The organism is Streptomyces ochraceiscleroticus, assembly GCF_000720485.1.
Lineage (GTDB): Bacteria > Actinomycetota > Actinomycetes > Streptomycetales > Streptomycetaceae > Streptomyces > Streptomyces ochraceiscleroticus.
Window position 1 is genome coordinate 64545 of the sequence record NZ_JOAX01000004.1, and the last position, 20853, is coordinate 85397.

A 20853-nucleotide genomic window follows, 5' to 3' on the forward strand; every position below is an offset into this window, starting at 1 on the left:
ACGGCTCAGTCCCAGCCGGCGCCCTCGGGGCCGCCCGACCTGACCATGCCCGCTGCCGCAGCCGCCACCTCGGTGGTCGACACGTGACCGACGTACGAGAACCTCATCCCGGCACCACGCACGGCAACAGACATGACTGTCCCCCTGATCGAAGTAAAAGGAATTCCCCTACGCGAGGGGAGGAATGAGCGGCGAGTTATTCGGGCTCTTCTCCCGGCTTCCCGCCTGGCAATGACTAGTTTCCGGCTGCGAGCACGGTCGCGGAAGAGGAAACAGGTGGCACGAAGCGCCCCTGGCATCAGCGTGCCGCCGCCGACGGACCGCCGGCGGCCTCACGACCCCCGGAGCAAGCTGCCAAACCTGCCCGGTAGTTGAGACAAAGCCTTGTCGTGTCCCTGCTGACCTGTAAATATTTATCGCTGCTCATGCAGCTACGAGGAATCTCGCACTGTGAGATGGGGGGGCTCCGTGCTGAAGGTGCTGGGCATAGACGAGACCGCGGAGGCGGTCTACCGGCTGATGTTGAACCACCACGACTGGGGGGTCGCACAGCTCGGGGAGCACTTGAAGTGCCCGCAAGAGGATGTCAGGTCAGCGCTGGACCGTCTCGCCGAACTGCGTTTGCTGCGTAGCTCGTTGCAGGCACCTGGCAACATGCGGGCGGTCAGCCCGGAGGTGGGGCTGCGACTGCTCCTGCAGGAACGTGAGAGCGAGGTGCTCCGCCGCCAACAGGAGTTGGCCGAGGGCCAGGCCGCGGTCATGCGCCTGGTCGAGGAGTACGCCGACAGCAGTGGACGCGGCGAGCATCAGGACTTGGAGTACTTGCACGGCATCGACGCGATCCAGAACCGGCTGGAGGAACTCGCGAACCGCTGCGAGACCGAATGCCTTTCCTTCATGCCAGGTGGCGCCCAGTCTGCGGCCAGCCTGGAGGCGAGCAAGCCCCTCGACCAAGATCTCATGGCGCGTGGAGCTCACGTACTGACGCTGTACCTGGACAGCGTGCGCAACGACCAAGCGACGCTCAACTACGCCCAGTGGCTGGCGGAGCGCGGCGGTGAGGTCCGTACCGCACCGACGCTGCCCGTCCGCATGGTCATGTTCGACCGCGAGGTGGCATTACTTCCCGTGGACCCGGACAACACCAAGAAGGGTGCCGCACTGCTGCGCGGTCCCGGGGTGATCACCGCACTGGTTGCCTTGTTCGAACAGATCTGGGACGCCGCCGCGCCGTTCGGCACCGCCCGGGACCGGGGCCGCAACGAGGAGGGGCTCACCGGTCAAGAGGCCGAGTTGCTGCGGCTACTCTTCCAGGGGCACACCGATGAAATCGCCGCACGGAAGCTCGGCGTCGGCCTGCGTACTGTCCGGCGCATGATGTCGGATCTGATGGGGCGGATGGAGGCGCGAAGCCGCTTCGAGGCCGGGGCCGGAGCGGCGCAACGCGGCTGGGTGGGCTGATCAAGCAGCGCACCTTTCGCCACGAACAGCTCAGAGCCTGGTACGACGCTCAATCGCGCGTACCAGGCCCACATGCGTCGTGCTGGTGCTCCGTCAGGCTCTCGCTCAGCCGCAGCAACCGCCCTCCGGCTGGATGGGCTTGATCGGCTCGGCCTGCTTGCCGGAGCCGCGGAACTTCGACAGCAGCCGCCCGGTCACCGAGTCGTCCGCGACCTCCGCGCCGAGCGCCTCCCGGCGGGACTCACCGAAGGCGTCCTGCAGCTCTGCGGTCTTGGCAGCGACCTTCGCGTCCGTCATCAGCAGCGCGGTGTGCACCGCCCGGGGCTTGCAACCCCGAAGACGCTTGGCCTGGTCGGCGCCGGGGCCGGGCTCCAGAGCCTCCAGCCCCTCCTCGTAGGCGTCCCGCAGCGGGCGGTCGAAGGTCAGCTCGAAGTACAGGCCGCTGCGCTCGCCGATCGCGTCGTAGTCGAAGCCGGCCCACTTGATGAACAGGCGGGCGTGCTGCCGGAAGGTGACTGTGGAGGCGACGATGCGGCCGTCAAGGTAGCCGAGGTAGGCACGTACGTCGGCGCCACTCTCGATCATCGAGGTGAGCAGGGCCGCGATCTGCTCGGGCCCCTCACTGCCGTCGTACTTCTGCCGGTTCAGGCTGGTCAGCTCGGCGATCCGGCCCACCAGCGGCAGCAGCTCCTGGCCGTCCTTGCGGACCACCTCAACCGGGCTCGCCAGCGCCTTGGCGTGGTCAGCCTTGATCTTCTGCCGCTTGCGGGAGCGCAGCGAGGCCAAGTGCGCCTCGTAACTGTCGTGTTCGAGGGCGAGGATGTTCTCCTCTCCCCAGAACGCGATGTTGCCGCCGTGTGCGCGGAGGGCGACGAGCAGTGCCTCGTTGGCGGGTAGGTCGGCGACCCACGGGGCGACAATGCTGCGGAAGCCGGCCTCACGGGCGGCCAGTACGACCTGGTCGACGAGGTCGGCGAGGAGCAGCGGATCCTGTACGGACGAGACCGCCTCGCTCCGGTAGCCGATGGGCGAACCGAGCACGAGCGCGGGGAAGAACTTCTCCTCCCCCAACGCCTCGACGTCGGTGGTGGCGTCACAGCAGGAGGTGACGCTGCAGCAGGCGCTCTCGCCGCTGGCGGGCTGCCAGCCCAGGTACGTACGGGGGTCGACGTCGACAAGCGAGGGGGCATCGAAGACGAAGCCGGGCAGGAAGGCGACGTCGTCACCGCGGCGGGCAACTGAGTGCCACGGCCGGGATTCGGGAAGGGCGGTCTCGGTCGCGCCGAGCCAGGCCGAGTGGAGGTAGGGCCAGGTGCTCCGGTCGGCGTCGAGCCCCTTGGTCGCGTCCTGGAGCGACAGGCCGGTCGCCACGGTCGCGGTCTCCGCGGAACCACCGCAGCACGCGGCGGACGTGTCCTGCCCGGGCGACGCGATCTCGATCTGGACGGGCTCGGAGCTGTCGCCACAGCACGTGGGGGCCGTCGTTGCCATTTCTTGCTCCTCGTGAGGTATTCCGGTCCGGTCGGCCGGGCCGGGCCGATTGGTGGCCTGGGGAATGAATTCGCGCGATTCGAAGCTGGCTGCGTACGGTCGCCGCACGGCATGCGCAGCAGCGGCAAGTTGCGCCCGAGAATTCGTGGGGGGATTCTCGACTTTCCCGGGTACTACTGAGCCGCAAGCTCACGTCACCGCACGCTGCCGCGAATGTCAGACCTGAACGATCGCGTCCTGAGCGGGCGCGTCCCACCCGGCGCCGTCACCGGTGGACGCCTGCACCGTGTCCCACCCGGCCCCATCACCAGCGGATGCCTGCACCGTGTCCCAGCCGGCGCCGTCGCCGGTGGACGCCAGCGGGGTGTCCCAGCCCGCGCCGCCGTCAGTGGCCTGAACGCTGTCCCAGCCCGCTCCCGACCCGTCCGCCTGGTAGGCCGTGCCGGCACCGAATTCCGGGACCGCACCGACGGCGGAGAAACCGGCGACACCGAGAACAAGAGCGGCAGCAATGGAAGCGATGCGACGCGAAACAGACATGACTCTCCCCCAGCGAGAATGGCGATGACGATTCGTTCGAAATTCGCGAGCAGCAGCCGAGAACCCTTTCTCGACTTTCCCAGTGGCGGTGCGCCGCCCTGGTGAATATGAGTTTGCTCGGCCACCAGGGGCGGGGGAAGAGCTTCCGGGTGGCATCAAGTGCACGCGGCACTCTCGTGCCTCCCTGGCCATGACACGGGCCACCGCTACGCAAAGCGCGCGCCCAGCCATGGGACCGCCAACTACTCTGCTGCTACCAGGGGAAGACCATGAGGCGGGCGGGGGCCGAGGTCCGTGGAACAAGACGTGCAGGCAGGCCGGTTGGTCGGCTTCCGGTACCGGCTTTCTGAGAAGCTCGGGTCCGGCGGTTTCGGGGATGTATGGAAAGCCTACGACGAGACTCTGCGGGTCGAGGTGGCGGTCAAGAGTCTCCGGCTGCCGCCTTCGGCCACCGACTCCGACCGGTCCGCGCGGACCGTCCGCGCGGCGCGTGAAGCCCGCAAGGCCGCAGCCCTGCGCGATCACCCGAACATCGTCGGGGTCCACGACGTGGTCGTCGAGGACGGGATCTCATGGACCGTGATGCAACTGGTCGTCGGGCAATCGCTGCAAGACCGCCTCGACACGCGGGGGCCGCTCTCGGTCACCGAGGCAGAGCATGTCGCCACCTCGGTCCTGAAGGCCCTCGATGCGGCCCACGCCGCCGGGATCGTGCACCGGGACGTCAAGCCCGCAAACGTCATGCTCGCCGACAGCGGCGATGTGCTGCTCACCGACTTCGGTATCGCCTTCCATCCGGACGAGACCGCCATCACCACGCCGGGGACGTTCATCGGCTCACCGGAGTACGTCGCCCCCGAGCGCGCCAAGGGAGAGGACGACCAGTCGGCCGGTGACCTGTTCTCCCTCGGGGTGACCTTGTACCGAGCCATTGAGGGAGTCTCCCCGTTCAAGCGGGATGACCCGAGAGCCACGATGATGGCCGTGCTGGGCTATGACCCCCCGCCGCTTCAGCGTGCCGGGCGGCTCACGCCGCTGATCACCGGGCTGATGGAGAAAGACCCGGATCAGCGGCCGACCATCGCCGAGGCGCTGGCGCTCATCAGCAGGCCGTTCCCCACTCCGGGGCCGCCCCTGCCGACGTCACCCGCGCCGCCACTGTACGAACCCACCGAGGTCGTCGACACCATCACGGCCGTCGCCCCGCCCTCGGAAGGGCACGTACGAGTGAATCTGTCCCGGGGGCAGACGATCAGACTCGTACGGCCCGACGGCCGCGCCCTCACCACAGTTCGAATCGGATTCGGCTGGCAGGCCGCCCCACGGCGCGGGCTGTTCGGTAGCCGCACCCGGGAGATCGACCTCGACTCGTCGGCGCTGCTGTTCGCCGACCGGTGCCCTGTCGACGTCGCCTTCTTCCGCCACCTCGTCAGCGACGACGGCTCGGTCCGGCACACCGGCGACAGCCTGGCGCGCCTCCCGGAGGAAGCCGACCACGAAGCGGTTCTGGTCGACCTGCCTCGCGTCCCCAGGCACATCGACCAAATCGTCTTCATCCTGAACTCTTTCGTGGGCCAGACCTTCGACGCGGTACAGAGCGCGTACTGCCGGATGGTCGACGAGACCACCAGCCAAGAGCTGGCCCGCTTCACCCTCGCGCACGACAAGGGCTGGCACACCGCGCAGATCCTGGCAAAAGTAGAGCGGGACGGCGGCGGCTGGCGAATGACCGCCATCGGCGCCCCAGCCCAGGGCCGAACCTTCCAGGACCTGATGCCGGCGATTCTTCCGCAGCTGTGACGCCCTTCCCTGCCGCGGTGCGGCTGGCAGTCCACTACCGTGTCGCCACTTCCGTCCACCTCATCGAAGCCATCCGGCGCAGCCTGCGGACTATCCGGTACCGAAGGGTGGACGCACGGGCGGGCCGGTGGGCGTGGTCGAGCGAGGCTACCGCGAAGTGCGGGAACAGCCCTCAGTAGCGCCTTCTAAGCGCGCTGATGAACGTTCGGGTCCAGCGCATCGCGCAGGATGCCGAGGCTGTCCGGCGCGAGTCGGTACCAGGTCTGGCGGCCTCGCTTCTCTCGCTCCAGGAAGCCGGCCTCGTAGAGGACCTTCAGGTGGTGCGAGACGGTCGGCTGGGAGAGGCCGAGCGGCTCGACGAGGTCGCAGGTGCACGCCTCGGCGTCCGGCTGGTTCTTGATGAGGCCGAGCAGCCGCAGGCGTGCGGGGTCGGCGATGACGCGCAGGGCGGCGGCAAGCTGCTCGGCGTCGTCCTGGGACAGCGGGCCCGTCAGTACGGGCGGGCAGCACAACTGGATCACGGGGGTGCTCATGCCCGACCCAACGATGACGATCGATGGATTGTTCCCGGAACTTATTGACACTCATCGATAGAACCGTAGTCTCTAATTCATCGACAGCCGTCAATGTGTTGGAGACAGTCATGATCGAGTCAGTGGTCGACGTGCTCGGCCGCGTGGCCGTTGACGTGTGGAGCACCTTCACCGCCAACTGGCCGTTTCTGCTGATCAGTGTGGTCGTCGCCTCGGCCATCACCGTGTATGTCGGGGCGGACAGACTCTCGGCCGCCCTCAGGAAGAAGACCTGGGTCGCCGTGGTCGGCGCGGTCATCCTGGCAAGCGTGACGCCGTTCTGTTCCTGCGGCACCACCGCGGTCGTCCTGGGCGCGCTGGCGTCCAGCGTCCCCTGGGCCCCGGTCGTGGCCTTCATGGTCTCCTCGCCGTTGACCAGCCCCGAGGAGTACGTCTACTCAACCGGGCTGTTCGGGTTCAGCTTCGCGACGACCTTCTTCCTCGCGGCCATCGTGCTGGGCCTCGCGGCCGGCGCCATCACCCACTTCATCGAGAAGACCGGGTGGCTCAAGGGGCAGGCGCGCATGGAGGGAGCCGAGGAGGCTTCTTGCTGCGGCAGCGCCGAGGAAGAGAAGCCTGCCGACGAGGGTGGTTGCTGCGGCCCGGCCGACGGCGGCGAGAGCAACGGCGGCGGCGTTACGGTTCCCGCCGGTGGCGGTCTGGCCCGTGCGGCCCTGCTGGAGCGCGCCGAGAGCAAGCCCATCGCCCCGGCCCCCGAGGTCAGCCTGGTCAGCAAGTACAAGCTGGACGAGCTCGGCACCACCCTCTGGAAGAACGCCCGTCGCCTGGCCCTGTACTTCTTCGGCTTCGCCGCCCTCGGCTACCTGCTGATCGAGTCCATCCCCACCAGCTTCCTCACCGACTACCTCGGCGGCGACTCCCCCCTCGCCGTCCCGCTGGCAGCGCTGATCGGCATCCCCGTCTACCTCAACTCCGACGGTTCGCTCCCCCTGGTCGCCACCCTGATGCACGGCGGCATGGGCCCCGGCCCCGCTCTCGCCTTCCTGGTCACCGGAGCGGGCACCAGCATCGGCGCCATCAGCGGCATGTTCATCATTGCCCGTAAGAAGATCGTCGGCCTCGTCGTCGGCTCGCTCTTCAGCGGTGCCGTGCTGCTCGGCTGGCTCGCCCCGATGTGGCTCTGATACTCAACAGCCCCACCGCGCAGAATGACTGAGCCTCCGGCTCACTGACGGCAACGGCCCGCTCCCGATCTCGGGGGCGGGCCGTACCGCGTGGAGGTCGACGCTTGCACTCAGGGCGCACCGACCGGGCCGCTCGCGGCCGCATCCGTCGCCATGCCGAACCCGGTCAGTTGCTCCAGCGCCTCCCCCAACCGCGCCGGCTGGATCCGGTAGTACACCTCGTTCGCACGCCGATCACTGACGAGTACACCCGACTCCCGGAGCTTCCGCAGATGGTGGCTGACCGTCGGACCAGTGACGTCGAACTGTGCGGCGATATCGCCGACGCACAGTTCACCCGTCGGGCAGCACGCCACGATGCTCGCGATCCGCAACCTCACGGGATCTGCCAGCGCTTTGAACACCGCCGCGAGGTCCAGCGCCTGTTCCGACGTCATCGGCGGCTTGCACGCCGAAGGACCGCACTCCTGCGCGGACACGACAGCCATGGGCTCGATCATGCGTCCCAATCTGACGGATACGGCCCGTCCAGTCCATAGCCGTCCGCCTCTCGGGAACCTCACCCCACACAAACACATTGACGTTCATCGATACATTGCGGCAGACTCAACCCATCGACGCTCATCGATGAAAGGAAGTCGCCATGCGACGCCTGCTCCGCCCCATTCGCCGGTTCTTCCACGTCGCGTTCGCCGCCAACGTCAAGGACGTGCGGTTCTGCGACGACTGCGCGGAGGTCACCGACTCGGCCGAGCGCTCCCGTGAGTACCGACGACGCCTCGCGGCGGTCTTGGCCGCGTCGCGCTGAGACCTGCCAACACACCCCTGGCGGGCGGTCATTCGCTCCGCCCCGACGAGACGGCGAAGGAATCATGAACAGCCCCACCGCTGCACGTATGGACCGGTCGTCCATCCGCCTGGCCCACCGCGCCACCCAAGTGCCGCCCTCGGCGACCGCCGCGCTGGACGCACACGCCAAGAGCCTGATCGCCGACGGCGTGGACGTCATCAACCTCACCAGCGGAGAACCGTCCTTCCCGACCGTCGAACCCGCAGCCCGCGCCGCTGTCTCCGCCATCACCGAGGACTTCACGCGGTACACGGCAGCGGCCGGCATCCCCGAGCTGCGCGCCGCCGTGGCGACCTACCTCAACCGGCACAACACCGCGTACGAGGCCGCGAACGTCGTTGTCTCCGCCGGCGCCAAGCAGGCCCTGCAGTACGCGTTCACAGTTCTGCTGGAGCCGGGTGACGAGGTACTCATCCCGGCGCCGTACTGGGTGAGTTACCCGCACCTGGTGTCGCTCGCCGGCGGCAGGCCGATCGAGGTCCACCCCGCCCCGGGCAACGGCCTGAAGATCACCCCCGAACAGGTCCGCGCCGCGCTCACCCCGCGCACCCGCGTCCTGCTCCTCAACAGCCCGGCCAACCCTTCCGGCGTCGTCTACAGCCACGATGAACTGTCCGAACTGGCCGCGCTCGCCGTCGAGTACGACCTGACCATCGTCAGCGACGAAATCTGCGACCACTGGGTCTACGGCGATGCCGAGTTCACCAGTGTCGCCGCGCTCAGCCCGGACGTGGCCCAGCGCACCATCACCATCGGTGGCGTCTCCAAGACCTTCGCCATGACCGGCTGGCGCATCGGCTGGACCGCCGCACCCGTGGAGGTCGCCAAGGCCATCGCCGCGGTCCAGAGCCACACCGCCTCAGCCCCCTCGTCCATATCCCAGCGAGCGGCCCTCGGCGCGCTCACCACCGACCTGGACGCCGAACTCGCCAAGCGCCGTGACGAACTCGACGAGCGCCGCAAGACCACACTCCAGGCGATCGCCGACATCCCCGGCCTGAGCCTCGACGCCGACCCGCAGGGCGCCTTCTTCGTCTTCGCCAACGTCTCCGGCACGTACGGCCTGCAAACGGAAGGCCGGACGATCCGGACCGCGGCCGACTTCGCGGAACTGCTCCTCTCCCAGGCCAATGTCGCAGTGGTACCGGGAGCCGACTTCGCGGCCCCCGACCACGTCCGTATCTCTTACACGGTCCCGGCCGACCGCCTGGCCGAGGCGCTGTCACGAATCGCACGGTTCACCGCAGCCCTTTCCCCGGCCGCTTGATCCCAGGTTTGCCGCATCACGCGGTCCGGTTGTGAGCGGCGCCCAGGCCCAGTCCGCTGGGTCCGTGATGAGCTGGTGGACGAGCGTTCACAGGCATCTGGGGTGGGGTGATCTGAGCGATGCAGAGTGGTTTCGGCTGGAGTCGCACTTGCCGAAGAACGTTGATCGAGGCAGGCGTTGGAAGTGCCACCGGACTGTGATCAATGAGATTTCCTTCCGGCTCAGGACCGGACTTCCGATAAGCTTCATTACAACCCTTATAGGGGACTTTTCGCATGAACTAGGGCTGATGAACTCAGTATTCCTCTGGTCTGACCGGCGAGTGCCGGGCAGCACTACGAGGAGGACACATGCGCAAGCGCCTCTCCGCGACGGTGGCGATTCTCGCCGCTTCGCTTCTGGCGGTTGGGTCGGGCTCGGCTGTCGCAGCCGACCCTCCGAAGGCGATCGCTCCGTACGCACAGGCTGCGGCATCGGTGACAGCCAACGGCGATGTACTGATCGCCAAGAACGTCGACAAGGTCACCAAGCCGGACACAGGCCGCTACTGCGTCCACATCTCCGACCCGGACATCGACCTCGCCCGCAGCATCCCGACAGGGACTCTGAACGGCTATGAGGCCAAGGGCGGGTCCGTACGGGTGTACACCAGCCCGGCGGGCATCTGCGGCAACGACCCGGACACTGTCTACGTGAGCGTCTTCAACAAGGACGGTGCGTTCACGAACGCGGCGTTCTTCTTCTCCATCCAGTAGGCGCTGCTGTCAGCACCGACGCGGGGCCCGGCACCGCCGGGCCCCGCGCTCTTGACGGTTCCACCGTGCGGTGGCATTTCCATCTGCCGCCCCGACCCGTGTTCTTCGGTAAGTGCGGCTTCTGGGGAAGAGGACGCGGCTGATCGACCACTGCGGCTCCGGACCGTCTACCTGCCACGTAGCGTAGGCGCCATGACGGCAATATCCCCGCGCGAGGCCAGGCGCTGTTACAACGCCCACCATCCCGTACACGCGGCGTATTACTTCTCGCCCGAGCACGATGCCACGTACGCGGGTCTCGGGCTGGAGCGCGGCCCCATGGCCTACCTGGCCGGCCGGGCCGCGCCGTTCGGGCAGGTGGGCGCTGGTGCGGTCACCGCCGCCTTCTACAACTTCCACCCTGATCTCGTGGCACGGCACATTCCCCGGGCCTGGGAGGTCGCCTCTCCTTCCACTGTCCTTGAATCCCGGCTGCGCATCGTGGATGCCTACCTCACCCGGCTGCTGGGCCGTGAGGTGATCAGTTCTCCTGAGATGGCGGAGAGCGCCGAGCTGGCCCTCCGGGCCGCCGAAGCCTGCAGCCGGCCCGGTCGGCCTCTGTACTCGGCCAACGCCGACCTGCCAGTGCCCGACGCTCCGCATCTGGCCTTCTGGCACGCCACCACCCTGCTGCGTGAGCACCGCGGTGACGGCCATGTGACCGCGCTTGTGGAAGCAGGGCTCGACGGCCTGGAGGCCCTGGTGTCCCATACCGCCACCGGCACGAACTGGCGGCCCGGGTACCTGCAGTCCGCGCGGGGCTGGTCCCCGGAGGAGTGGGCCGCGGCGGAGGAGCGGCTGCGGGCTCGCGGCGTCCTCGACGCTCAGGGGACACTGACCGAGCAGGGGGCGGAGTTGCGTCGGGCCATCGAGGCCGATACCGACCGCCTTGACGTGGCCCCCTACGAGCACCTGGGGGCGGCGGGCACCCAACGGCTCACTGAACTGGCCGGAGCCTTTTCCAAGGTGGTCCTGGCGGGTGGCGGCCTGCCGCTCAAGGACATCGGCAAGCGCTGAGGCGTTGTGTGACGGAGGAGGGCATGACTCGCCCCTGAATGCGTCGTCTTTTCTGTGACGCATTCAGGGGTTCACGGGTAGCTGCGCGGGCCGTTCACGGCGGAGCGAGTCCGCCAGCCCACTCAGCCTTCCGCGCCCTGTTCCTTCGCCGCACGTGCCATCGCCGCGAGGACATCTTTCAGCGCGGCCAACGTCTCCTCGTCGCTGACCCGGCCCTCCGTGACCTTGGCGCTGGCGAGCGGAATGGGGAGGGACTCGGGGAGGATGTTCGCGCCCATCACCTCCAGGGTTTCCTTGACCCATGCCTGGGCCCTGTCGCCGCCCGTCATCGACGGCGACGCGGTGACCACGGCGACCGGCTTGTCCACCAGTTCACCGCCGCCGACTATCCACTCCAGACCGTTCTTCAGCACCCCTGACGTACCGTGTGCGTACTCCGGGCTGGAGATCATCACCGCGTCCGCGGATTCGAGCAGCGCCCGGAACTCCATGACCTCGGGCGGCGGGCACTCGCTCTCCACGTCCTGATTGAAGAAGGGCAGGCTCCCCAGCCCTTCGTAGACCGTCATCGACACCGGCGGCAGGCACAATTCGGCAGCGGTGCGCACCACCGCGGTGTTGAGCGACCTGGCCCGCAGGCTCCCGGAGATGGCGACGAATTTCATCTGGTTCCTTTCCTATCCTTCAAGAAGAGCTAAGCATCGCGCATGGATTGACGGTTGTCGCCGTGTACTTGGCAGCGCCAGTGCCGCCATCGTCCCCGGCAGCACTTCGACATCGGTCACCGTCCAGAGCCGAGGGCCCTTTCCCGTACCGCATTGGACCGTGACGGGCCCCTTCCGGTCGGGACTCACGTCGACGGTTCTCAGGTCCATCGTGATGCCGACACCGATGGCCTTGGTGACCGCCTCCTTGCGGACCCAGGCGCGGTAGAACGCTTGCAGTTGTTCTCCTGGCGGCAGTCCGCGAACGTACGCCGCCTCGACCGGTGAAAGGCACTGAGCCGCGGTTTCCTGGACGTCGAGGGGGCGTAGCACCTCGACGTCGGCTCCCACTGCCCCGGCAGGGACCACGGCTACCAGCGCCTGTTGTTCGGAGCGGGAAAAGCTGAAGGACAGCTGCGTCGGGGGAAAGGCGACGCGCGGGGGCCCGTGATCGTCACTCCCGCATCCGGGGCACGAGTGGCGCCCGAGGACTATCCGGTCGGCCTCGGTTTTCAGGTGTTCTGCCAGCACGCGCCGTAGCGCGGCCCGTCCTGTCACAAACGACGCTCTGTCCTCGGTCCTCCGGTACCGGTCGGCCCGTCTGCATTCCGCGGCGTCGAGCAGTGCAACGTCACGTTCGCTCGCTGACGCCGGCAGCCGTACCGACCACACGAAGGCTTCCATCGCCGTCACGCGATGCTCTCCCGCGCTGCCCGGCGGGCCGCGGACACCGCCGCGGTGACACGCCGAGTGATCGCACGGTGGTGATCCTGGAGGTAGAAGTGTCCGCCTCCGAACATGTTCAGGCCGAGGAAGTGTTCCGTCTGCTCCGACCAGGCGGCCAGACACTCCCGCCCGACCACCGGGTCATCGTCTCCACCGAACGCAGACACCGGTACATGAAGTGGTGCGGCGCCCAACACCGGCCGCCAGGTGTCGACGAGGGTGAAATCGTTGCGGAACGTGGGGCCGAAGACCCGCCACATCGAGTCCTCGTCCAGCAGTGCGTCGGGGGTGCCGCCTACCGACCGCAGCCAATCCCGCAACTGGTCGTCGGTGAGCAGGTGCCGTGCGCCTGCTGTCGCACCGTCGGCGGAGCGTGGTGCGCCGCAGGCGGACAGCCCCAGCCAGACGGGGAGCGGACGCCCTTGCGCCTCCAAGTACCGCGTCAGTTCATATGCGACCAGGGCACCCATGCTGTGCCCGAAGAAGGCGAAGGGGCGGTCGGCCCACGGCAGGATCTCTTCGGCGAAGAACCTCACCAGCCCGTCGCTGTTGTCGATCAGAGGGACACCGTGCAGTCGGCCCCGACCGGGCGCGTCCAGCAGACAGACTTCCCAGTCGGCCGGGAACGCGTACTCCCAGTCCTTGTAGAGGAGATGCGAGCCACCGGCATGGTGGAACAGGAACAGCCGCAGCCCGGCTCCCGGTACGGGCCGGGGGCACGTCACGGCTCCGTGAGCCAGCGGGCGCCTGGTGGGTCTTGTCGCCATCGGTGTCACCACGCGCGCCGTCTCCCGCCGGCCGACGAGAGCGCCTCGACTCCGGGGGCGTCCCGTACCGGTGTGGCGAGGGCGTGCATTCGGGCGAAGTCCACCACCTGGGCAGCCATGGTTTCCAGCTGGCTCTGTATGTGCGGATCGGTGCACTTGCCGTCCGGTCCGAAGCCGGCCGACGCGCTGTTGACCACGACTCCGAGGGGCGTGGGCCAGCCCCGCAGGGCGTGGGTCACGTCCCGGAGCGCGGCCAGCGTGGACACACCGCCCTGCCAGCCCTGCGCGACGGAAAGGCTGCCGATGGCCCGCCCGCTGAAGTACGGGCGGGCGTCGTCGCGCAGTTCCTCGACGTGATCGAGGGCGTTCTTCACCAGGCCCGAGATGCTTCCGTGGTAGGCCGGGCTGGCCAGTACGAGGCCGTCCGCGGCCGCCACCTCGGACACCAGCCGCAGCGCCCGCGGGGAACGGATTTCCGCCCGCGGGTCATAGAGCGGCATCACCAGCTCGGCACCGCCGATGAGCGACACCTCCGCGCCTTGTCGCTCCGCTGCGGTCAGTACCACGCGGAGTGCCCGCTCCGCTGTCGAATCCGGCCGGGGCGAACCCCCGATTCCGACCACCTTCACGGTCTGCTGCATAGGGATTCGCCCCAGTTCTCTCGACAGTCCTACGGGTATGTGTGACGGGCTACCGCGGTCAGGCGGTGACCGCCTCAGACGCTGGCGACACAGCCTCGCCCTGCGCGCTCTCGTGCAGGTCACGGCGGCGAATGCAGACGAAGGCGATGGCCGCGCCCACGATGGCGACCACCGCGCAGGCAACCATGACGTCGGCGAGGGAGCCGACGAAGGCGGAGCGGGCCGCCGCGGTCACCTGGTCCAGTACGGACGAGGGCACCGCGTCGGCCAGCCCGGAGGTGCCACCGGTGGCCACCTTCTGGCCCACTGCCTCGGCCTGTCCGCCCAGCTCGCCGCCCGCAGAGGAGGCCGCGAACGCGTCGACCACCTTGTGGTGGAAAAGCGCGCCGAACGCGGCGACACCGACAGCGACACCGACCTGCTGGAAGGTCTCGCCCATGCCCGAGGCCATACCGGCCTTCTCGGGCCGCACCACACCGATGGTCACGGCGGCGCGCGGCGGGTTGAACAGGCCCATGCCGATACCCGTGACGATCATGCTGGGCAGCATCGCGGTCCACGAGCTGTCCGGCCCGACGAGCACCATCAGGCCCATGCCGATCCCGATGAAGGCGATGGACAGACCTATCAGTACACCGGGAGCCACCTTGGCCAGCAGACCACCGGTGACCGCGGCGACGATGAACAGCGTGATCATCATCGGCATGAAACGCAGGCCGGTCTCCCACGGCGAGTAGCCCAGGACGTTCTGCACGTAGGAGATCTGCAGGAAGACGGCGGCGAGGCTGGTGGCGTTGGACAGCAGAGTGGCCAGGCAGACACCGGTGAAGGTGGGGGTGCGCAACAGCGAGAGGTCGAACATGGCCCGCTCGCCGCGCACCTTCTCGATGACGACGAACGCGATCAGTAGCACGACGCCACCGGCGAACGAGCCGAGGATGGGGGTGCTGGTCCAGCCCGCGGACTCACCGCGCAGGAAGCCGAAGACGAGCAGGGTCAGGCCGAGGCCGAAGCTCACCATTCCCAGCCAGTCGATGCCGTGCTTCACCGGTTCCCGGGACTCCCGCAGGCGCAGCACGCCCACGATCAGCGCCACGACGCCGATCGGCACGTTGACCAGGAAGATCCAGCGCCAGCTGAGCGCATCGGTGAGGAATCCGCCGACCAGCGGCCCGAAGGCCAGGGCGAGGCCCGCGATACCGCCGAAAAGACCGAACGCCTTGCCCCGGTCGTTGCCCCGGAACTCGTTGCCGATCAGAGCGGGCCCGACGGAGAACAGCACCGCGGCGCCGATGCCCTGGACGCCACGGGCGATGTTGAGCGTGAGTACGTCCTGCGCCAGGCCCGCACCCAGCGAGGAGAGCGTGAAGAGGACCAGGCCCGCGTTGAAGACCTTCTTGCGCCCCAGCCGGTCGGCGAGCGAGCCGCCCGTCAGGAGGAAGGCCGCCAGGGTCAGGGTGTACGAATCGATCACCCACTGCAGGTCGGAGAAGTCCGCCCCCAGCGAGGTCCGCAGGTCCTGCAGCGCGACGTTGACCACGGTCACGTCGAGCATCAGCATGAACATCGCGACGCAGGCCAGCGCCAGGGTCCATGACCGGGCGCGGTCGGCCGGCGGCCCGTCCTCCGCCTGCTTGCCGACGGCTGCTTCAGCTGACATCACGATCTCCTCATTGCTCAGCGGCACCTGAACGCCGCTTTCTGTTTCTTCTGAACTCATTGCGGTCACACGGGCTCACCCGTGCGGCGTTGTGCGGGCCCGGCGCGCCACGTCCGCGTGCCGGGTTCGTACGCGCCCTTCTCCGCCCCCGTGATGCCGGTCACCTGGATGAGGGCGCGACCGTCCGGGGCGACCACGGCACAGCGCTCCTCGCCCGACGCGGGGTCGAACCAGTGGCGGAGGACCAGCCCGTCCGGCCACCCGGCGGCCAGCTCCACGTCATTGGCCGGGGTGTACAGATCGACGGAGGCCAGCGCGGTGGGCACCATGACCGGCACGTCTCCCGACTTCCTGCCGTCGAGCACGGAGGTGCGCAGCAGACAGTCGAGAGTGATGCTCGGCAGGATGAAGCGGGAGAACACGCCACCGCTCGGCGGAAGGGTCAGTCGCAGTTCCGCAGAGCCGCCGTCGGCTGCCAGCCGTGGGCAGCGCAACGCTCCGAACACCCCGCTCAACTCGACGGGTGTGCCCGGTAGTTCGTACGTGTTCGGGGCATCGTAACTGCCGGACGGAGCAGGCGGGCACCACGGCCCGTTCGGGAGGACGCGGGCCAGGTGCACCACCATGCGGGTGTGCTCGCGCTCGGGTATGGGACCGGCCGCGGGAGAGGTGATCCGTACGCGTACTTGGTCGCCGTCGCGTGCGGCCGAAACGCGCAGCGTACGCGGCCAGCGGTGCCGGGCGGCCCGGATGAACTGCGACAGGACGACGTCGGTGATGCGTGCCGGGATCAGGCCCGGAGCCAGTTCGGCCGCGGCCTCGGCCGCCATTTCGAGGATGAAGGTACCGGGTACGGTCGGCCGGCCGTCGACGAGGTGCTCCAGCAGATATGGATGCTCGTCGAGACCGATCTCGAACGTCCAGTTCGCTGTCGCGTCGTCGTACTGAGGAGGGCCGCTCAGGAAGGCCCGCCGGGCAGCGAACAGCGTGGTGCGCGACTGTTCAGGGGCGGTCTTGGCTGCTGCCTCGCACGCCGCGCGGAAGCCGGGTGCCCTGTGCTGCAGGGTCGTCCAGTCCGCGTCGCCGATCCAGGTCGTCGCCAGCCCGTGGCTGCCCCGGGCGCGCAGTTCCGTACGGAAGAATTCCCGGCCCTGGGCATCGGTGAGCTGGCCGATCTCGCCCTGCCGGGCCAGGAAGGCGCCGCCCGGGGTGTCGGCCGAGGCCATGCCGGACTCGACCCACAGTCCGGAGGCGAGAGCGACCTCGTCGGCGCCTTCGATCGCCCGTGCGTGCGCGGCGGCGAGCAGCAGGAACTCGTTGGCCGCGCCGTAGTCGGGCTCGCCGCGAAGTCCGGTGAACGCCGAGACGGAGCTGACGCTGCACCACAGCGCGGGGCGCCGGTTCCCGAGGGCGGCACGCAGGTGCGCGTAACCGCGGACCTTCACATCGCGGACGGTCCGGAAGTCGGCGAGCTTCTTGCGGGCGATGCCCGCCGAGCGTGCCAGGCCGGCGCCGTGCACCAGGACGTCCACCCGGCCTTCCACGGCCAGGATCTCGTCGATCACCTTGCGCACGGCGGCTTCGTCCAGGACGTCGCACTGCCGGTAGTGGACCCGCGCGGCACCGCACGAGCGCTCCAACTCTTCCAGTGTTCCTGCTCGTTCGAGTTGCTGGACGGCCCGGTCGTAGCGACGGCTGAGCGCCGCGGGAGTCTCGGACGGATACTGCACCATCAGCTCCCGCAGGGCGTCCGCGCGCGGCTGGGAAGCGGTGGCGGCCGCGGAGGGATCGGGAGCAGGGCCCGTGCCCAGCAGCCAGACGCTGCGGGGCGCGCGGTCGGCCACGAGTTCGTGCACCAGATGGGCGGTGAGTCCGCGGGCCCCACCAGTGGCGACGATCACCGGGTCGTCCGGGAGACCGAGACCAGCGTCGTCCCCGGGCGTCTCGACAGGCAGGAGCATGAGCTCGTGGCGCACGCCGGCCACGTGGTAAGCCACGGGGATGTAGCGATGTGCGGCCGATTCCTCGTACAGCCGGGCAAGCCCGTCGGCTGCTTCCCTGCCGTCGGTGACCAGCGCGAACATCACACACCCGGTGAGTTCCTGCGACAGGCTGCGTACCAGGCCGCCGAAGAGTCCCGCGGCCGGAACGGGCGTGGCACCGTCCATGCCATCCAGTACGAGGACGGCGAGGCAGCCGGCATCGTCGAGCGTCGCGGCACAGTGCTTGACCGCTTCGAATGCCAGATCGTGGAGGTCCAGGACCCGCTTCGGGACGTCCCAGGCAGACGGGGTGGCACGCGATCCGGTCACGATGACGCGGATCTGGCCGAACTGACGGCCGTCCGTGGCCAGCAGACGCTCCAGACCCTCCGGCTCGTCGAGGCGGGAGACCGGGAACGGCAGGGCGGCGTCTCGCGGCGCGGACCCAGGCGCGACGACCAGGCAGTCACCCGGCACTGGGACATCCGCCAAGGCCCGTGGGTCGTCGGTCAGCACCAGGCTTCCCACAGGCAGCGCCTCCACCCGGGGGCGGACACCGTGGGCGGGCACGGGACGCAGTACAAGCGAGTGCCGCGCGAGGTGACCGTTCAGCGTGTCGGCCTTCTCCGCCTCTTCGGGCCCGGGGGCATCCGCCGACGGCTGGGGCGTCACCACGATCGCAGGTGTGTGGCCGTCCTCGAGCGGCCGAATGACCGTCTGCTCACGCGGGGCGTGCAGGGCGTGCAGGAGTGCCACGGCGCCCTCGGCACCGCGGTAGTTGCGTTCCCCCACAGGTTCGTGCGCAGCGGCGTCGTCGGTGGTGGCCCCCGTGGCGACTTCGACCCGTCCCAGGACGGTCATGCCGTGTTCTTTGGCGACGCTCGACCTGGTCAGTACGAAGCCGACCGCGGCTTCCGCGTTCTCCTTGCTTCCGTGGCCGGTCACATGTGCAGTCATGGCGTTGACGCCGATGACCACGGCCAGGTCCATGTCGCCGTCCCGCAGGTAGCGGATCGCGGTGGCCAGCGCGGAGTTGGTGGAGTCCCTTCCCGCGTCAAGCGTCATGTTCGGCCCGTGCAGGTCGAGTCGCTGCACCACCCGGGCCGCGATGACATTGGGCATCAGGCCCGGATAGGCGTCCTCGTTGATGGGACGCGTCATGGCGCGTACCGCATCGTTGAGCGTCTCGGGCGGAATGCCGGCGGGCCCGGTCAGCTTGCTGATCAGGTCCTCGCGGTAACAGCGCAGGTCGTAGCCGAGCGCGGACCTGGTGGGGCCGGTGTGGCCGACGAGCACGCCGGTACGGGCCGCCAGCCGCTCGTCCTTCGCCCAGTCCCCGGCCAGGAGATCCGCGCAGCGCAGGGCCATGAGCTGGCTGCGGTCCATGGCCGCGATGGCCGAGGGCGCCAGCCGGGCCTCCACGGGTGACGGCAGGGGGTAGGAGTCGCCGAAGGACGACGGCCAGTCGGCCACACTTCCCGAGAGCCAGCGGGCGATGCGTTCCTCGTCCGGGTCACCAGGCAGATGCGCGCCCTGCGCCACGACGACGATCGGGTCGTCCTCGGCACTCTCCGGCTGCGCGGCCGGTGCCGCGTTCCCTTCCGGGCGGCGGTCGGTGAGCACGAGGTGGCCGTTGGTGCCGCCGAAGCCCATGGCCGACACGCCCACGGTGCGGCGGCGACCTGGTGTGCTGCCCCAGGGAATGTCGTCGGTCGGCACGTGTACTGCCTGCGTCACTCCCTCTGGCAGCTCGCTGAACTGCCGCTGCGCAGGGATTACTTCGTGCTGCATGGCCAGCAGCGCGTGGATCGCCGACACGGCGCCGGCCGCCCAGCCGGAATGCCCGACCAGCGACTTGTTCGAGGTCATGGTCCACGTCTTGGCCGGGCCCGCACTCTGGGTGAGCGCGCTCATCTCGGTGCGGTCGCCCGTTGGCGTGCCGGTGGCGTGAGCGACGATCCAGTCCACGTCTTCGGGGGTGACATCAGCAGCGCGCCATGCCCGGTCGAGGGCGATCGTCTGGCCCGAGGCATTCGGAGCGTAGATCGCCTTGCCCCGCCCGTCCGACGATCCGCCGAACCCGGCGACGAAGCCGAGCACGGGATCGCCGTCGGCGACCGCTCTGGCGTACGTCTTCAGGGCCAGCACCGCGGCGCCGTCACTGAACAGCACGCCATCGGCTTCGCAGTCCAGGGCACGTACCCGGCCGGACCGGGACAGGCCGCGAAGCTTGGAGAACAGCACCAGATTCTGAGCGCTCAGCGCGAAGGCCCCGCCGCACAGTGCCACGTCCGTCTCGCCCGCACGCAACGCCCGTACGCCCAGGTCAACGGTGTACAGGGAGGATGAGCAGGCGGTGTCCACCACCACGATCTCCGCGGACTCGGGCAGATCGGGGGCGGCCATGCGGGCGATCCGGTACGGCAGCACGTCCTCCGGCGCCTCGGAGGCCAGCGGGTAGAGCGTGCCGAGCGCGTCCGGTATCTCCGCCCCCACTTCGGTGAGGATTTCCCGGACCCCGGCCGAGATCAGGCTGTGTTCCAGATGGTGGCTGCCGTCAGGTGTGAGCCCCACTGCGAAGAGCTGCCGGTCTCCGGGCCGGACGGTGACCTTCTCCGTGGCGCTCAGCAGCGAGTGCCGGAGCCACAGTGCCGTGTACTCCTCGCTGTCGAATGCTCCGGACTCCAGCTCCTCCCGGAGCCGCGGGTGAGGCTCGAAGCCGGTCATGAAGCCGGACACGCGCGAGTAGGTCTTGTCCTCGGCGGTGGCGTCCGCTGACCAGATGGTGTCCAGGTCCAGCCGGTCCCCCGGTTCGGCGAACACCGGCTCGCCGCTCTTCAGCAGCTCCCAGAACTGCTCCGGCGAGCTCGCCCCCGGGAGGGCGAGGCCCATTCCCACGACGACCACCGCGTCATCGTCAGGGGCCGCCTCGGTCGGCGCCCCGCTGACAACCAGCGTCCGGCCGTCGACGGACGAGGCGTCGTCGGAGACCAGGAACGTGGCGAGCTGCGCGACGCCCTCCGCGGCCGACTGCTCCGCGTCCTCCGGTACGACCACGGCATTGATGCGGATGCCTTCCGGTGTACTGGCACCGAGTTCACGCACCAGCTCCACCAGCGCTTCCTGCGCCGGCGGTGCCGTGGCCACCTGCACGACCGCACCACGACCGGACGGCATGAGTGCGGTGGCCGCCGTCGTCGCAACGCGGGCGCCGTGCAGTCCTTCCTCACCGGCCACGACGTTCACAAGCGCGTCGATGCGGCGGTTCCGTACGTCGGCCCGGTCGAGTGCGGCCTGCATCTGCGTGGTGCCATGCGCGTCGCACGACACCACGAGTGCACCGGCCCGCGTGAGGTGCCGTGCCAGGAGTGTGCCGAGCGGTCGGCCGGCACCGGCGACCACGACGATGCGACCGGAGAGGTCGAGGGACATGCTG

General features: G+C 68.8%; 17 protein-coding genes and 1 pseudogene. 8 read left to right on the plus strand and 10 right to left on the minus strand.

Annotated elements, in window-relative coordinates:
• Nucleotides 1-468: 468 nt before the first annotated feature.
• Nucleotides 469-1461 (plus strand): helix-turn-helix domain-containing protein, encoded by a 993-nt coding sequence (locus IG84_RS0106195; RefSeq protein ID WP_031052220.1) that lies wholly within the window; start codon nucleotides 469-471, stop codon nucleotides 1459-1461.
• Between the two features lie 105 nt (nucleotides 1462-1566).
• On the opposite strand, the gene IG84_RS0106200 is transcribed toward IG84_RS0106195, so the two are convergent.
• Complete coding sequence (locus IG84_RS0106200; RefSeq protein ID WP_031052223.1) at nucleotides 1567-2952, minus strand: GNAT family N-acetyltransferase; 1386 nt, start codon at nucleotides 2950-2952, stop codon at nucleotides 1567-1569.
• 216 nt (nucleotides 2953-3168) lie between these two features.
• Complete coding sequence (locus tag IG84_RS0106205) at nucleotides 3169-3492, minus strand: hypothetical protein (protein ID WP_031052225.1); 324 nt, start codon at nucleotides 3490-3492, stop codon at nucleotides 3169-3171.
• Between the two features lie 306 nt (nucleotides 3493-3798).
• Between IG84_RS0106205 and IG84_RS42035 the strand changes: the two are divergent.
• Both IG84_RS42035 and IG84_RS41485 read left to right on the plus strand, forming a co-directional pair.
• Nucleotides 3799-4575 (plus strand): annotated as a pseudogene (locus IG84_RS42035) (serine/threonine-protein kinase); the annotation flags it as partial.
• A gap of 150 nt (nucleotides 4576-4725) precedes the next feature.
• Nucleotides 4726-5292, plus strand: a complete 567-nt coding sequence (locus IG84_RS41485) for a TerD family protein (RefSeq protein WP_031052229.1) — start codon at nucleotides 4726-4728, stop codon at nucleotides 5290-5292.
• 185 nt (nucleotides 5293-5477) lie between these two features.
• Here IG84_RS41485 and IG84_RS0106215 read toward each other — a convergent pair whose 3' ends face one another.
• Nucleotides 5478-5825: an ArsR/SmtB family transcription factor gene (locus IG84_RS0106215; RefSeq protein WP_031052231.1), complete on the minus strand. Its 348-nt coding sequence runs from the start codon at nucleotides 5823-5825 to the stop codon at nucleotides 5478-5480.
• Nucleotides 5826-5935: 110 nt separating this feature from the next.
• Between IG84_RS0106215 and IG84_RS0106220 the strand changes: the two genes are divergently transcribed.
• Nucleotides 5936-7009: a permease gene (locus IG84_RS0106220; RefSeq protein ID WP_031052234.1), complete on the plus strand. Its 1074-nt coding sequence runs from the start codon at nucleotides 5936-5938 to the stop codon at nucleotides 7007-7009.
• 110 nt (nucleotides 7010-7119) lie between these two features.
• On the opposite strand, the gene IG84_RS37690 is transcribed toward IG84_RS0106220, so the two are convergent.
• On the minus strand, nucleotides 7120-7509 hold the full coding sequence (locus tag IG84_RS37690; RefSeq protein ID WP_063761745.1) for an ArsR/SmtB family transcription factor: 390 nt from the start codon (nucleotides 7507-7509) through the stop codon (nucleotides 7120-7122).
• Nucleotides 7510-7652: 143 nt separating this feature from the next.
• Between IG84_RS37690 and IG84_RS41030 the strand changes: the two genes are divergently transcribed.
• The 4 genes from IG84_RS41030 (at nucleotide 7653) to IG84_RS0106245 (ending at nucleotide 10937) form a co-directional block, all read left to right on the plus strand.
• The gene (locus IG84_RS41030; RefSeq protein ID WP_157848821.1) at nucleotides 7653-7817 is read left to right on the plus strand and encodes a hypothetical protein; all 165 of its coding nucleotides are present in this window, start codon (nucleotides 7653-7655) and stop codon (nucleotides 7815-7817) included.
• Nucleotides 7818-7881: 64 nt separating this feature from the next.
• Nucleotides 7882-9126, plus strand: a complete 1245-nt coding sequence (locus IG84_RS0106235; RefSeq protein ID WP_245659234.1) for a pyridoxal phosphate-dependent aminotransferase — start codon at nucleotides 7882-7884, stop codon at nucleotides 9124-9126.
• A gap of 476 nt (nucleotides 9127-9602) precedes the next feature.
• Entirely contained in the window at nucleotides 9603-9881 is a 279-nt protein-coding gene (locus IG84_RS41035) for a hypothetical protein (RefSeq protein ID WP_157848822.1), read from the plus strand.
• Nucleotides 9882-10073: 192 nt separating this feature from the next.
• Nucleotides 10074-10937, plus strand: a complete 864-nt coding sequence (locus IG84_RS0106245) for an SCO6745 family protein (protein WP_031052245.1) — start codon at nucleotides 10074-10076, stop codon at nucleotides 10935-10937.
• Nucleotides 10938-11059: 122 nt separating this feature from the next.
• Here IG84_RS0106245 and IG84_RS0106250 read toward each other — a convergent pair whose 3' ends face one another.
• From IG84_RS0106250 to IG84_RS0106270, 6 genes are all read right to left on the minus strand, one after another.
• Complete coding sequence (locus IG84_RS0106250) at nucleotides 11060-11602, minus strand: NADPH-dependent FMN reductase (RefSeq protein WP_031052247.1); 543 nt, start codon at nucleotides 11600-11602, stop codon at nucleotides 11060-11062.
• Nucleotides 11603-11614: 12 nt separating this feature from the next.
• Entirely contained in the window at nucleotides 11615-12325 is a 711-nt protein-coding gene (locus IG84_RS39615; RefSeq protein WP_245659261.1) for a 4'-phosphopantetheinyl transferase family protein, read from the minus strand.
• A 5-nt stretch (nucleotides 12326-12330) separates the two neighbouring features.
• Nucleotides 12331-13092 (minus strand): thioesterase II family protein, encoded by a 762-nt coding sequence (locus IG84_RS0106255; protein WP_037799420.1) that lies wholly within the window; start codon nucleotides 13090-13092, stop codon nucleotides 12331-12333.
• A gap of 47 nt (nucleotides 13093-13139) precedes the next feature.
• Entirely contained in the window at nucleotides 13140-13775 is a 636-nt protein-coding gene (locus IG84_RS0106260) for an NADPH-dependent FMN reductase (RefSeq protein ID WP_078648637.1), read from the minus strand.
• A gap of 58 nt (nucleotides 13776-13833) precedes the next feature.
• Nucleotides 13834-15435, minus strand: coding sequence for an MFS transporter (locus tag IG84_RS0106265; protein ID WP_157848823.1), 1602 nt, complete (start codon nucleotides 15433-15435; stop codon nucleotides 13834-13836).
• A gap of 65 nt (nucleotides 15436-15500) precedes the next feature.
• Entirely contained in the window at nucleotides 15501-20849 is a 5349-nt protein-coding gene (locus IG84_RS0106270; RefSeq protein ID WP_051861436.1) for an SDR family oxidoreductase, read from the minus strand.
• Nucleotides 20850-20853 lie beyond the last annotated feature (4 nt).

Coding starts and splice junctions, on each gene's coding strand:
- IG84_RS0106205 (WP_031052225.1), bottom strand. CDS start 3,492: ATGTCTGTTTCGCGTCGCATCGCTTCCATTGCTGCCGCTCTTGTTCTC.
- IG84_RS0106200 (WP_031052223.1), bottom strand. CDS start 2,952: ATGGCAACGACGGCCCCCACGTGCTGTGGCGACAGCTCCGAGCCCGTC.
- IG84_RS0106265 (WP_157848823.1), bottom strand. CDS start 15,435: ATGTCAGCTGAAGCAGCCGTCGGCAAGCAGGCGGAGGACGGGCCGCCG.
- IG84_RS39615 (WP_245659261.1), bottom strand. CDS start 12,325: ATGGAAGCCTTCGTGTGGTCGGTACGGCTGCCGGCGTCAGCGAGCGAA.
- IG84_RS0106245 (WP_031052245.1), top strand. CDS start 10,074: ATGACGGCAATATCCCCGCGCGAGGCCAGGCGCTGTTACAACGCCCAC.
- IG84_RS0106215 (WP_031052231.1), bottom strand. CDS start 5,825: ATGAGCACCCCCGTGATCCAGTTGTGCTGCCCGCCCGTACTGACGGGC.
- IG84_RS37690 (WP_063761745.1), bottom strand. CDS start 7,509: ATGATCGAGCCCATGGCTGTCGTGTCCGCGCAGGAGTGCGGTCCTTCG.
- IG84_RS0106235 (WP_245659234.1), top strand. CDS start 7,882: ATGAACAGCCCCACCGCTGCACGTATGGACCGGTCGTCCATCCGCCTG.
- IG84_RS0106250 (WP_031052247.1), bottom strand. CDS start 11,602: ATGAAATTCGTCGCCATCTCCGGGAGCCTGCGGGCCAGGTCGCTCAAC.
- IG84_RS0106220 (WP_031052234.1), top strand. CDS start 5,936: ATGATCGAGTCAGTGGTCGACGTGCTCGGCCGCGTGGCCGTTGACGTG.
- IG84_RS0106260 (WP_078648637.1), bottom strand. CDS start 13,775: ATGCAGCAGACCGTGAAGGTGGTCGGAATCGGGGGTTCGCCCCGGCCG.
- IG84_RS41030 (WP_157848821.1), top strand. CDS start 7,653: ATGCGACGCCTGCTCCGCCCCATTCGCCGGTTCTTCCACGTCGCGTTC.
- IG84_RS0106270 (WP_051861436.1), bottom strand. CDS start 20,849: ATGTCCCTCGACCTCTCCGGTCGCATCGTCGTGGTCGCCGGTGCCGGC.